This window comes from Streptomyces rapamycinicus NRRL 5491 (genome assembly GCF_024298965.1).
GTDB classification, from domain to species: Bacteria; Actinomycetota; Actinomycetes; order Streptomycetales; family Streptomycetaceae; genus Streptomyces; species Streptomyces rapamycinicus.
Window position 1 is genome coordinate 10,083,626 of sequence record NZ_CP085193.1, and the last position, 13,327, is coordinate 10,096,952.

10 protein-coding genes are annotated in these 13,327 nt (G+C 72.6%); 4 read left to right on the top strand and 6 right to left on the bottom strand.

Annotation, left to right across the window (positions count from 1 at the left end; genetic code table 11):
* Positions 1–54: 54 nt before the first annotated feature.
* On the bottom strand, positions 55–843 hold the full coding sequence (locus LIV37_RS41720) for an AraC family transcriptional regulator (protein WP_020873092.1): 789 nt from the start codon (positions 841–843) through the stop codon (positions 55–57).
* Positions 844–939: 96 nt separating this feature from the next.
* Here LIV37_RS41720 and LIV37_RS41725 point away from each other — a divergent pair, with 96 nt between their 5' ends.
* Positions 940–1,737 (top strand): sulfite exporter TauE/SafE family protein, encoded by a 798-nt coding sequence (locus LIV37_RS41725; protein WP_121824972.1) that lies wholly within the window; start codon positions 940–942, stop codon positions 1,735–1,737.
* A 170-nt stretch (positions 1,738–1,907) separates the two neighbouring features.
* Here LIV37_RS41725 and LIV37_RS41730 read toward each other — a convergent pair whose 3' ends face one another.
* Positions 1,908–3,137 (bottom strand): ROK family transcriptional regulator, encoded by a 1,230-nt coding sequence (locus LIV37_RS41730; RefSeq protein ID WP_121823875.1) that lies wholly within the window; start codon positions 3,135–3,137, stop codon positions 1,908–1,910.
* Positions 3,138–3,283: 146 nt separating this feature from the next.
* Positions 3,284–4,165, bottom strand: coding sequence for an alpha/beta fold hydrolase (locus LIV37_RS41735; RefSeq protein WP_121823874.1), 882 nt, complete (start codon positions 4,163–4,165; stop codon positions 3,284–3,286).
* A 180-nt stretch (positions 4,166–4,345) separates the two neighbouring features.
* Between LIV37_RS41735 and LIV37_RS41740 the strand changes: the two genes are divergently transcribed.
* From LIV37_RS41740 to LIV37_RS41750, 3 genes are all read left to right on the top strand, one after another.
* Positions 4,346–5,287 carry a helix-turn-helix transcriptional regulator gene (locus LIV37_RS41740; RefSeq protein ID WP_020873095.1) on the top strand — a complete coding sequence of 314 codons (942 nt, stop codon included), beginning with the start codon at positions 4,346–4,348 and terminating at the stop codon, positions 5,285–5,287.
* Positions 5,288–5,350: 63 nt separating this feature from the next.
* Positions 5,351–6,505, top strand: a complete 1,155-nt coding sequence (locus LIV37_RS41745) for a serine hydrolase domain-containing protein (RefSeq protein WP_020873096.1) — start codon at positions 5,351–5,353, stop codon at positions 6,503–6,505.
* A gap of 126 nt (positions 6,506–6,631) precedes the next feature.
* Positions 6,632–9,763: a discoidin domain-containing protein gene (locus LIV37_RS41750; protein ID WP_020873097.1), complete on the top strand. Its 3,132-nt coding sequence runs from the start codon at positions 6,632–6,634 to the stop codon at positions 9,761–9,763.
* An 86-nt stretch (positions 9,764–9,849) separates the two neighbouring features.
* Here the strand turns inward: LIV37_RS41750 and LIV37_RS41755 are convergent, their stop codons facing one another.
* The 3 genes from LIV37_RS41755 to LIV37_RS41765 all read right to left on the bottom strand — a co-directional run bounded on the left by LIV37_RS41755 (position 9,850) and on the right by LIV37_RS41765 (position 13,325).
* Positions 9,850–11,265 (bottom strand): amidase, encoded by a 1,416-nt coding sequence (locus LIV37_RS41755; protein ID WP_020873098.1) that lies wholly within the window; start codon positions 11,263–11,265, stop codon positions 9,850–9,852.
* A 64-nt stretch (positions 11,266–11,329) separates the two neighbouring features.
* Entirely contained in the window at positions 11,330–12,076 is a 747-nt protein-coding gene (locus tag LIV37_RS41760) for a hypothetical protein (RefSeq protein ID WP_020873099.1), read from the bottom strand.
* Positions 12,077–12,413: 337 nt separating this feature from the next.
* Positions 12,414–13,325: a LysR family transcriptional regulator gene (locus tag LIV37_RS41765; RefSeq protein ID WP_020873100.1), complete on the bottom strand. Its 912-nt coding sequence runs from the start codon at positions 13,323–13,325 to the stop codon at positions 12,414–12,416.
* Positions 13,326–13,327: the final 2 nt, after the last annotated feature.

Sequence of the window (13,327 nt, forward strand, 5' to 3'; positions counted from 1 at the left end):
TCAGGCACGTCAGGCACGTCAGGCACGTCAGGCACGTCAGGCACGTCAGGCACGTCAGGTGCGGCTGGGGCGAGTGCCTTGGCCGCCGGGGGTGAAACGGGACGGCGGCAGGCCGAAGGCGCGGGTGAAGGCGGTGGTGAAGGCGGCGGGGGAGGCGTAGCCGAGGCGGCCGGCGGTCTCGGTGACGGTAGCGGTGCGCAGCAGCGGGACCGCCGCGAGCAGGCGGGCGCGGGCCCGCCAGACGGCGGGGCTGTCTCCGGTCTCCGCGCGGAAGCGCCGGGTGAAGGCCCGTTCGCTCTGGGCCGTCCGGCCGGCCCAGACCGCGTTGGTGATGCCGACGTCCGGTGCGGCCAGATACTCCCGGCACAGTTCCGCCAGGTCGGCGGAGGGCGGAATCGCGACATGGAAGGGGAGCGGGGTGCGCCCGGATATCTCGTGCAGCAGGAGCGCGGCTATGCACCCTTCCCGTCCCGACAAGCTGTAGTCGGCCTCGAACTCGACGGCGGTCAGGAGGAGTTCGCGGAGCAGCGGGGGTACGTCCACGACCGTGCAGGTGGCGGGCCACCAGGGAACGGCGTCCGGCTCGATGTACAGGCTCCGGGTGCTCACCCCCAGCATCCGGACCCGGTGCCGGGTGGCGGCCGGAATCAGGACGGCGCGCTCGGGCGGGACGGTCCACGTACCGGCGCCGGTGTCGACGACCATGACCCCGGTGGCGCCGTAGAGGAACTGCGCGCGGCGATGCTCGTGCCAGTCCAGTACGTGTCCCGGCGGATAGTCCGTGCCGAGCGGCAGCACGACCCGGTTGACGTGGTCGATGGCGTCCAGGGGGACGTTTCTCACCCCACCACCGTACTGGCCGAGACGCGAAAGAACTGTGCCGGTCTTCGCATGCGGGAAGGGCGGCGGCCCTGGTGGGGTGGTCCCGTGGACATCGCGATGCTGATCGGGATCGGGCTCCTCACCGGAGTGACGACGGTTTTGTTCGGGTTCGGCGGCGGGTTCGCCGCGGTCCCGGTGGTGGTGTGGGCGGACGCCGCGCTCGGCGCGGACGCGATACGGGTGGCCACGGCCACCTCGGCCCTGGTGATGGTGGTGAACGCGGCGTTCGCGACGGCCGTCACGGCCCGGCGCGTGCTCGGCGCCCTCCGCGGCAGCACGGGGCTGCTCCTCCTGCTGGCGGCCGGTGCCACGGCCGGTGCGCTCGCCACCCGCCGCGCCCCACCGGCGCTGGTCCTCTGGCTGTTCGTCGCGTATGTGGCCAGCACCATCGTCGACCTGCTGCTGCGCCCCGGCTTCCTGCGCCCCGGTGCGCACATCGAGTCGGCAGACGGACCGCGGCCGCTGCCGGCCGTCCTCGGCGCCCCCATTGGCGCGGTCGCGGCGTTCCTCGGTGTGGGTGGCAGCGTCATGACCGTCCCCGCGGTGAGGCGCGCCGGGCACACGATGCACATGGCGAGCGCGCTGGCCAACCCCCTCACCTTGGCCATCGCGCTCCCGGCCGCCGCGGTCTCGCTCGGCGGCACCCCGCTCCCGGCCTCCGCCGGTGCGCATGTCCACCTGGTGGGCCTCGTCGACCCCGGTGCCGCCGCGGCCCTGCTCGCCGGTGCCCTGCCGGTCATCGGGGTGCTGCGACGGCGCCCACCGCGCATCCCCGACCGGATCCACGCCTGGGCGTACATAGGACTGCTCACCGTCGTGGTGGCGGCGATGTCGCTGTCGGCCGTTTCACGGTGACGGCGGCGAAGGCGGTGACGGTCTTGCCGACCCCGGCGGGGCGGTCAGTGTCAGCAGCCGTACCTGGTGCGGCAGCCGGGCCCGCTCCACCAACTCGTGGGTGCGGCCCACGAGGCTGCTCAGCCGGCTCAGCGGTCCGCCGCCCGGCGCGCAGCGGTCACGGCCGTCCCCTACGGCCGCTCGGGAGTGCCGAACCGCCGGCGCACCGTGGCACGTGCCTCCCCATACCGGTGTCCGCGCTGAGCCATGTGCTCTCGCCGGTTCTCGTGCTGCCGGGGCGCCATGCGGGCGATGGCGCCGAGCGCCGCGGCGGAGTCGCCGAGTCCGGCCGGGCGCACCGCCGGCCGCCCGTACGAGCCGCGCAGCACGCGCGTGTCCAGCGCCCGTTCGATCGACCGCATCAGAGCCGGACCGGCGTCGACCAGCTCACCGCCTACGACGATCACGCCAGGGCCCACGGCGTGGCTCACGGTGTCCAGCATTCCGCCGATGCGAGCGCCGGCCCGCTCCAGGACCGCATGAGCCTTACGGTCGCCCGACCTGACCGCGGCCACCAGCTCCGGCACGTCCGCCGCCGTACCTCCGGCGGCGCGGTAGGCGTCGAGTACGGCCCCGATCGAGGCCACCGTCTCCAGGCACCCGGTGCCACCGCATTCGCAGGGCGCGCCGTCCGGTTCCACGGTGATGTGGCCGAACTCTCCGGAGTGGCCGTGAGCGCCGCGGTGGAGTGCGCCGGCCACCACGAGTCCGCCGCCGACGCCGTGCGACAACCGCAGGTACAGCACGTCCTGTTCGCCGGCGGCCGCGCCCCAGATCGTCTCGGCCAGGGCCGCCAGCCGGGTGTTGTTGTCGATCAGCACCCGCGTACCGAAGCGCTCGCGGACCAGCTCGGAAACCGTGTTGTGCCGGGACGCCCGCATGGGGCCGCGATCCGGCGGGCCGACCGGCCCGACCACCCCGACGCCGATGCCATCCGGCGCGCCGGATCGCAGCGTCCCGCCCGTCAGGGTGTCCGCCAGCCGCCATGCGATGTCGACACGGGCCTGCCACGGGGTGTCGGGGCCGTGTGCCTCCCCCACGGCGCCGACGATCTCGCGTGACGCGTCCATCGTGGCCACCCGCACCGCCCGCCGCGCGAACTCGATCCCGAGCAGCAGGCCGGTTCCGGTGTTCACGGTGAGCACCTCGGCCGGGCGGCCCCGCTTGCGTCGGGCCGCTTGCGGTATCGAGGCGAGGACGGTGCCGTTGTCCATGAGCGCTCCGACGGCGTCGTGGAGCACGGTACGGGACAGGCCGCACAGGGTCCCCAGCTCTCCCCGCGTCAGCGGGCCGTGTTCGCGCAACAGGCGCAGCACCAGGGTCTTGTGGGCGGCGGAGGCCCGTGTCCTCTCAGTCAGCATGGCGGAAGGGTCCCCTCTTTGAACGCACCTGTGACGTGGGCAGGACGCCGGTGAGTCGGTCGCTTGTGGCCCGGGAGGCTAGAGAGGGTCTTTGTGGGAATTCTGTGGGTTTACGAGGCGGCGCGGCCACAGGTGCCCGGACCGCGTCAGGCCCCGGCGGCCCGCGACCGGTCGGGCCGGTGTATCGCCCGGTGAGCCACGTGGATGACATCCGCGAGGGCGGCCGGCCGGGAGAGGAACGGTGAGTGCGAGGAATCCATTTCCACGACCGTCGTCGGCTGGGCGGAGACGGCGTCGATTTCCCGGACCATGAGGCGCTGCAACGTGGGCCGTATGGCGTTGTCCCTGGTGCAGACGACATAGCTGTGCGGGATCGAACCGTACCGTTCGGCGGTCACCGTGATCGGTTCGGAGACGACGCCGGCGGGCGCGTCCGTGGTCAGCAGCGAGATCGCCGCCTCGGCGGTCACCTCGTCGGTGACGTCGTTGTAGAACGTCTCGCGGATGACGGCCCGACGGTCGGTGTCGCCCGTGTCGTAGCGCAGCGCACCGACCGACGCCGGGTCCGCCGAGAGCGCGCCCGCCACCATCTCTCCCGCGTTCTCCGGCAGGCGGAGGTACTGCGCCGCCGGCGCCCCACTGACCGGGGCGAACGCCGTTACGTACATGAGCTCGGCGAACAGTTCCGGCGCCTGTTCGGCCGCGGCGGTCGCCACGGTGCCGCCCATGCTGTGCGCCACGACCAGACACGGCCGGCCGCCGCCGATCCGCCGCACCTGCTCGACCAGGCTCGCGGCCGCGGAGGACGCAGTGATCCCGGCCACCGGCGAGGGCTCCACGGCGAACGCCCCGGCATCGAACGGACGCGCCCATCGCGACCGGGGCGAGCGGCCCTTCAGACCGTGTCCGTCGAGGTCCACGGCGACCGAGGCGACACCACGGCTCGCGAGCTGCTCGCCGACCAGGCTCCAGCACCAGCTGCCGTGCCAGAAACCGTGCACAAGAACGACAGGGGTCGTGGCTTCCACGCTTTTCCTCTTTCATCCACATCTCATCAACCAACTGGGGACAGCAGGACCATAGACACGCGCGGGAGACGGGCAAACAGCTCAGCCACGTACTGACGACCAGTGGATAAAACGGGCGGCACCCGGTGTGCCGACCGGCCCATGTGCGCTGGGTGCGTGCCCAGTGCGACGATGCACCTCATGAAGCGCCCTCTCGACGCGGTCCACGGTCCGATCGCCAGTGCGGACCCGGGCTGGCGGCCCACCCCGGGGACCCAGGTGACGGACCGGATCCAATTGGGGGACTTCCTCCGCCGTCGCCGTGAGTCACTGCGTCCGGAGGATCTCGGCCTCGCCCCCGGCACCCGGCGCAGGACTCCGGGGCTGCGCCGCGACGAGGTGGCGGCGATGGCCAGCATGTCCACGGCCTACTACGAGAGTCTCGAGCAGGCGCGTGGCCCCCAGCCATCGGTCGCGATACTCGGGAGCATCGCGACCGCCCTGCGACTGACCCCCGACGAACGGCGTCATCTGTACCTGCTGGCCGGGCACGCGCCGCCGATGCCCGCCGAGCCCCCGGACTACGTCGACCCGGGACTGTCGTACACACTGGACGCGGTGGCGGCCACGACACCCGCGCTCATCTCCGACGACCTCTCCAACGTCCTGGCACAGAACCGTTTGAACGTCGCCCTGTTCGGCACGTTCGCCGACCGGCCCGGCCACGAGAAGAACCTGACCTGGCACTGGTTCACCTCCGCGCACTGGCGTTCCGTACTGCGCTCGGCGTCGCCCCAGGAGGAGGTGGCGACCAGCCTGTTGTACGTGGCCGACCTCAGGGCCACGGTCACCCAGCGCGGCCACGATCCCGCCGCCGCGGCACTGGTCTCCGATCTGCGTGCGGCCAGCGCGGAGTTCGCCGAGATGTGGGACCAGCACCGGGTGTCGACGCTGCACTGCTCGACGAAGTCCGTGTTCCACGAGCGGGTGGGGCGCCTTGATCTGGACTGCGTCGTCCTCGCCAGCCCACTGTCCCGGCAACGGCTTCTCCTGCTTCAACCCGTGCGGGGCACGGAGACCACGGACCGCCTGAGCCGCCTCCAGCTGTCGATCAGCGGCGAGCGATCCACCCGAGTCATTTAATCCGCGTGCCGCCCGCTTTTGTCCCGCTCCTTGACGTGGCGTCAGATGTTAGCGTGAGCCGCCATGAGCAACACAGACGGAAGGCACGACGCCCGATTCGACACCGTCCGCGCCAAGTTCGAACAGAACGTGGCCTCCGGCGAGGAACTGGGCGCGTCCCTGGTCCTCGACATGGACGGCGACGTCGTCATCGACCTGTGGGGCGGCTTCCGCGACCCGGCTCGCACCGTGGCGTGGGACGAACACACCATAACCAATGTGTGGTCGACCACGAAGGCCGTCACCAGCCTGGCGGCGCTCATGCTCGTCGATCGTGGCGAACTCGACATCCACGCCCCGGTGGTCGAGTACTGGCCCGAGTTCGCCGCCAACGGCAAACAGGGCGTCGAAATCCGCCACCTTCTCTCGCACACCTCCGGGGTCGCCGGTCTCGACCAGCCCGCCGTGCTCGAGGACCTCTACGACTGGGAGAAGTCCACCACCCGGATGGCCGCTCAGGCCCCGTGGTGGGAGCCGGGAACGGCCTCGGGCTACCACTTGACGAACTTCGGTCACCTGCTCGGCGAGGTCGTCCGCCGCGTGAGCGGAAAGCCCCTGAAGCGGTTCGTCGCCGAGGAGATCGCCGGCCCGCTGGGCGCCGACTTCCAGATCGGTGCCGCCGAGGAGGACTGGGGCCGGATCGCGAACGTGATTCCGCCACCCCCCATGCGGTTCGACGCCGACGCCCTGGGAGCGGACAACCCGGGCGTCAAGGCCGCGAGCGGACCCTTCATAGAGGCGGCCGACGCCAACACACCGGAGTGGCGCCGCGCGGACATGGGCGCGATCAACGGGCATGGCAACGCTCGCTCCGTCGCCCGAATGCTGTCCGCGATCGCCCGCGGTGGTGAGGTCGACGGCGTCCGCCTGCTCGGCCCGGACACGATCGATCTCATCTTCAACGAGCAGGCCAACGGTGTGGACCTGGTCCTCGGCATCCCGCTGCGCTGGGGTGTCGGCTATGCGTTGCCCAGGAAGGACACCATCGCCTGGATCCCCGACGGAAGGATCTGCTTCTGGGGAGGCTGGGGCGGGTCAATGATCATCATGGACCTCGATCGGCGCATGACCATTTCCTACATGATGAACGGGATGGCCCCCGGCATCATCGGTTCCGACCGGAGCGGCACCTACGTCACGGCCATCTACGACGCGCTCCGGAACGACGCCCAGCGGTGAATTCCGCTCCGCGGATTCGAAAACCGGTGAACGGCTGACGTCACACCCGTTGACGCGCGGACCGGGACCGCCGAAGAATGTGCGACACCCTTTGACAACGTTGTCTAACCTTCGAGGTGTCGTTCCGTGTCGCACCCGCCCCTGCCCCTCGACCGCCGCCGCTTCCTGCACCTCGCCGGGCTCACGGGGGCGCTGGCCGCCCTGCCACCGCTCACCGGAGCCGCCAGCGCCCACGCGGCGCAGGGCCGCACGGACACACCGCCCGACGCCGTCGCGGCCACCTACCTGCGGGTGCTCCTGGACCACACCCGGTGGTCCGAGACGCAGTGGGACGAGGCCCAGGGCCACTACCGGGCCAAGGACTTCGGGTTCGCCGTGGTCCTCGGCAACGCGGTCCTGCTCACTCACGGCACCTACGACGCGGAGCGCGCGGGCACCGACCGGGAGACCCTCGAGCGGCGCACGCTCGCCACCATCCGCCACTTCGCCGCGTCGAACCGGCTCACCGGCGGCGACGAGTGGGGACGCACGCTCTTCTTCGACACCACCTTCCAGTCGTACTTCGTCCTCGCCGCCCGGCTGCTGTGGAAGGACCTCGACACCGCGACGCGGCAGAACATAGAGACCATCGTCCGCGAACAGGCCGCCTACACCACGTCGTTGGGCAGCGGCGACGACCCCGCCTCGGGCGACTGGACACCGAACGGCCTGAGCGGCGGACACGTCGGCGACACCAAGCTGGAGGAGATGGGCCTGTACGCGCAGACCCTCGCACCGGCACTCGCCTGGGCCCACGACGACCGCCGCGCCGCCGACTGGGCCACGTGGTACGGCATCTGGTCGCGCAACGAGGCGGGGCTGCCGCCCGCCGACCTCGCCAACCCCGCCCGCGTGGACGGCGTCGCCGTCTCCGAGAACACCGCCCGCAACCTGTACGACACCTTCATCGTCGAGAATCACGGCTCCTTCGGCCCGCACTACCAGGAGGAGCTGTGGCGCACCTCCGGCCGCAACGCCGCGCACTTCCTGGCCGCCGGACGCCCCCTCCCACAGGTCCTCGCACGGCAGCCGAACGCCCAGCCGCTGTGGCGCACGCTGCTGGGCGTCATGAGCGACGCGGGCGAACCGCTGATGCCGATGGTCGACGACCGCGAGCACCTCTACGGCAGGGACGTCATTCCGCTCGCCTTCCTCTCCCAGGTGATGCGTGACCGGGCCGCGGCGCGCGCGGAGCAGGAGCTGGCGTCGCGGCTGGAGGCGTACCAGCAGTACCCGCCCGAGCACCGGATGGCGAAGTTCTCGGGGGAACCGAAGTACGAGCCGGAGGCACGCGCCGAGATCGCGATCAGCTACCTGCTGCACGTGTGGGCGGCGGCGTCCGGGCGGCCCGTCAAGGCGCTGTCGCGCGACGAGCTCTTCGCGCGGGCCTCCGGTGTCACGGACTTCGGCACCGGCCCCGGACTGGTGTCGCACCAGTCGCGAACCGCGTGGGCCGGTGCCGTGACCAAGCCCGGCTTCGTGAAGTTCGCCTGGCAGCCGGGACACGACGACTGGCTGTTCCGGGTCGGCGGCGCGACCCCCATGTTCCTGCCCGCCACCACCGCTAAGGTCCAGGGCCGTACCGTCCGCGTGTACGAGACCCCGCGCGACGGCTTCGACGGCAGCGCGACGCTCCTGCGCCTCGACGGCGGCTGGGCCGGGTTCGCGACGCTCCCCACGGGCTCGATCGTCTACGCGACCGGCGGCACCGCCGACGCCGAGGGCCACCTCGAGGTGCACAACCTGACGATGCCCGGAATGCCGGGGCTCGACGGCGCGCGCACCTACCGCTTCGAGGAGGGCGAGGCGACCGTCCGCGCCCGCGACACCTCCACCGGAACACCCGCCGGACGGGTCGACGACCTCGGCTTCACACCCACGACGGTGCGCCACGTCCGCATGCTCGGCGTACGGCCCGACCCGGCCTACGGATACTCCCTGTACGCCTTCGAGGCGCGCGACGGCGCCCAGGGCACGGACCTCGCGCGCGGCGGGTCCGCCACCGCCTCGTCGGCCGACGCCGGGAAGGGCGCGCCGCTCGCGGTCGACGGCGACGCGGCCACCCGCTGGGCTGTCTCGAGGGCCGACCGTCCGCGCGCCGACAGCTGGCTGGCCGTCGACCTCGGCGCCGAGCGCCGGATCGACCGGGTCACCCTGCGCTGGGAATCGGCGGCCGGCCGCGGCTACCGCGTCCAGGGTTCCGCCGACGGCCGGGACTGGAGGGACCTGGCGACGGGGCCGAGGCCGGCGGTGAGCAGCCGCGGCGGCTGGCTCGACGTCGATGGACGCGCCGGGCTGGTGGTGCGGGACGGCCGGAACCCGATCGGCGTCTACGACGACAAGATCGTCCTCGGCGACGGCCCGGCGACGCCTCTCCTCGTCGAGGGCTTCCCCGGCACGTCGGCCGGGGAGCTGCGCGCGATCGCCCGGAGGACCGCGCCCACGGCGGAGGCCACCGAGGTGCGCACGACGCTGACGGACGGACACCTGACCCTGTTCAACCTCTCCGGCGAGTCCGTCACGACGCGGATCGCGATCCCGCGCACCGGCACGGACACGGTGGTCTTCGAGGGTACGCAGAGACTGACCGCCGACGGCACGTCCTTCGAGGCCGCGCTGCCCGCCGCCACGGCGGTCGTGCTCGCCCCGCGCTTCACGCTCACCCCCCTCACGAGCCGGCGCCTGCCGTCGGGCCTGCGGGTCCAGGTCGTCGACGGCGCGACCGTGCGCCTGTCCGGGGCCTCCTGCACCCTGCGCGTCCGGGCCCAGGGGCGCAGCGGCGTCGCCGTCGTCGACGCGGACCGGACGATCACCGTCGTCCTGGACGGCGCGGCCGCCCACCCGTACGACGACCTGGCCCTCGGCAGGACGGTCTTCCCCACGAGCCCGCTGCCGGAGGGCATGTCCGACCCCGCGGCGGCGGTGGACGGCGACGCCCACACCGCCTGGAAGCCGGGCACGCGCGGCCGCATGGTCGTGGACCTCGGCGCGGCCCGCCCGGTCCGCCTGGTGGAGACCGAGTGGACGGCGGGCACGGCGCCGGGCGCGAAGGTCGGCTTCAGCACGGACGGCATCACCTACCGGGACGCCGGGACCCTCACCGGCCGGGGCCGGGTGCGCCGGCTGACCGCCTCCGAGACGGCCCGCTACGTCAGCGTCGAGGTCGACGGATCGGCCCATGCGGCGGTGTCACACCTGCGGCGCCTGACGGTGCGCTGACCGCTCCGCGTCCGCCGGGCCGTCCGGGGACGGCGGCCCACAGGGCGAAGGGGGAGGCGCCCCCTCCGGATGGATCGGCGGCCGGGTCAGCTGAGGTCGGGGCGGCGGTGCCGGACCGGGCTGACGTCCTCCAGGGCCGCGCCGAGCCGCAGGATCGTCGCCTCGTCGTACCAGCGGGAGACGAGCTGGACGCCGATCGGCAGATCGCCGTCGGAGGCTCCGAAGGGGAGGGAGAGCGCGGGCAGGCCGGTGAGATTGAACGGGACCGTCGCGCGCATGATGCCGCGTGCCGGGACGGTGACGTCGCCGACCTCGAATGTCTGCTGGGCGTGCGGCGGCGCGGGGATGGGGCACACGGGGCACAGCAGGACGTCGTAGCGCTCGAAGTACCCGGAGAACATCGAACTGAGCGCCTCGACCCGTTGCCGGGCGGCGACGTAGTCGGTCAGCGTCACGTCCGGCGCGGTCAGCGCGCGCCGGATGACGCTGTGCAGTTCGGACTCGCGGCCGGCGACGGCCTGCCGGAAGTACGGCACGGCCTCGGCGGTGAGCAGCACCGCGCTCAGCTCGGTCGCGTCGAGGGTCTCCAACTCGGGGAGCGGGGCCGGTTCGACCGTGCAGCCCAGGGCCCGCAGGGCGTCGGCCGCCGCGGTGACGGTGGCCGCCACCTCGCGGTCCACCGGGCCGAAGGCGGGCTCGGTCGCCCAGCCCACCCGCAGCCCGGCCACGTCCCTCGGCCCGGGCGGGCCGGCCGGGTGCGGGTGGTGCTGCCGCACGTAACCGTCGACACCGTCGGGTCCTGCGAGGACCCCCAGCGCGGCCGTGATGTCCCGCACGCTGCGGGCCATTGGGCCGACGTGCCAGTAGCGCCGGGGCACTTCGGGCCAGTGGCCGGTGATCGGGATGCGGCCCCGGGTGGCCTTCAGCGCGACGATGCCGGTGTCGTGGGCCGGCCCCCGCACCGAGATGGCGACATCGCTGCCCAACCCGAGCGGGGACATCCCGGCGGCGATCGCCGCTGATTCCCCGCCACTCGATCCGCCCGGAGTCCGCTCCTGGTCCCAGGGGTTGAGCGACCTGCCGGTGATGGCGTTGTCGGTCTCGGTCCAGTAGGAGAACTCGGGCAGGTTCGTCTTGGCCAGCGGAATCCCGCCCGCGGCGCGGAGCCTGGCCACCGCGGTCGCGTCCCCGGCCGGGACATGGTCCCGGAACAGGGCCGAGCCGCGTGCGGCGACCACCCCCGCCACATCCAGCGAGTCCTTGACCGTGAACGGGACGCCGTGCAGCGCGCCCAGAGCCGTGCCCGCCCGCACGGCCCGGTCGGCGGCGCGCGCCGCGTCCAGTGCCCGCTCGACGGTCACCGTCACGGCGTTGACTTTCGGGTCGACCGCCGCGATACGGTCCAGGTGCGCCCGCACCACCTCCACGGCGGACACCCGTCGTCCTGCGATGAGCGCCGCCAGCTCGGTCGCGTCCCGGTAGTACAGTTCACTCTCGCCCACAGGCCCGCCCTTCCGCCGTCAACAAGATGCACGACGCATCTGCGTCCGCAGCGTAGGGGATGGCTCAGCCGCGTATGGTCACGCCGTGGAGTGTGCGCAGTCGGTACAGTTCCCACAGGGAGAGCCCGGTCACCGACAGCGGCCCGCCGAACAGGGAGCAGAACTGGGCCCACATCGGCCCGTTGGGCATGCCGCTCCCGGTCACGTTGAAGACGGCGATGATCCAGACCATCACTACCGTGAGCACGGCCGGCAGCGCGGCGTGCACATAGGCGGTGTTGAAGGCGGAGCGTGCGACGTAGGCCGATGCCAGGAAGAAGAACGGCAGCCCCCACAGCACGAACACGAGCGCCGGGACCGCGGCCACGAACAGCCACACCCCGTGCAGCCCTTCCAGCACCCCGGGGTTGGCCGAGACCCCCCACAACGTGGCGGCGAGGACGGCCACGGTCAGGACGTACCAGCCGACGGTCTTGGCCGGGACACTGAGCCGGGAGCGCAGCAACCGCCGCCGCTCCGCGGGCGCGTAGCGGATGAAGAGGGCGATGACCACCGGTCCGGCGATGAGGAGCAGGACCGGGGTCACGATGAGTTGGGCGGCACTCTCGCTGGCCTGGTCCTCCAGATCGCCGTCCGATCCGTACACGTAGTAGAGGGCGAGCGTCGCGAGGACGCCGAGCACCGTCCGGGTGATCTGGACGCGGTCGACCACGGGGTCGTGGACGCGCCCGCCGCCATCCTGGTCGAACAGTTTCCGCGCGGGCCGGTGCGCCAGGCGGAGCAGGGGGATGAGGAAGGAGAGGAAGGGCACTCGCCGGTACCAGCGCCGGCTCCTGGGCGCCGGCCGGTAGGGCCCGGGCGGCGGGGGCGGGGGCCCGTAGGGGTTCGGTGGCGGCCCGTACGGATCCGGTGCCGGCGGCCCGTAAGGACCAGGCGCCGGCGGCGGTCCCCAACGGTTGCCGCCCTGCCCGGGGCCGTTCGGCTGGCCCCATCCCCCCGTTGCCATCGCGGCTCCTCCCGCCCATGCGTGTCGACCACGCGTTTTTCGCCAGTTGGCCGGGGAATTGTAGGTCACGAAGACGAACCAGGCGCTGCCCGGTAGTTGGGCGGTGGGTTGTTTCTCCGACAGCATGCCGGGACGTGACGACTCACGTCGGGAGACCGCGGCGGCGTCTCGTCACGGCCAGAAGTTCCGCCGCGGGGCCGACGGGGACGCGGCCCGAAGCCCAGACGGCTCGCAGGTCACGGCGTAGTTCGAGGCCCTCGACCGGCACCGACACAAGGCGGCCATCGGCGAGGTCGGCGCCTACCGCGAGCTCGCTGATCACCGCCGGGCCGGTTCCGGCGATCACGGCATTGCGTACGGCGGTCGCCGACCCCAGTTCCAGGAGGGGCCGCGGTTCGCCCACGCCGGTCTTGCGCAGAGCCTGGTCCAGGGTCTCGCGGGTGCCCGATCCGCGTTCGCGCAGCACCAGCGGCGCGGCGCCGAGCTCGGCGACGCTCAGCGGGCGGCGGCGGCGCGTCCAGGGGTGGTCCGGGGCGACCACCACGAGCAGCCGGTCGCGGGCGACCTGCCGGGCGTACAGCCCCGCCGGGGCCCGCGGTGATTCGACGAACCCCAGGTCCGCCGCTCCGCTGCGGAGCAGATCCGGAACGTGTTCGCTGTTGGTCACCTGGAGACCGACGTACAACTCCGGCCGAGTGCGGCGCAGCTCGCCGATCCAGCCCGGTACCAGACACTCGGCCACCGTCATGCTGGCCGCCACCCTCAGCTCGGCGTCCCGCTTCGTACGCAGCGCCTCCGTGCCGGTCAGCAGCCCCTCCATCTCCTGAAGGACCCGCTGCGCCCAGCCCGCCACGGCCCGGCCCGCGTCGGTGAGCTGCGATCCCCGCCGCGTCCGGTCCACCAGCACCAGACCCAGCCTGCGCTCCAGCGCGGACAGCCGCTTGCTCGCCGACGGCTGCGCGAGGCCGAGCCGCGCCGCCGCACCGCTCAAGCTCCCCACGTCTCCGACAAGGACGAGGAGCCGCAGTGATTCCGGATCCGGCAACTGGCTCATAG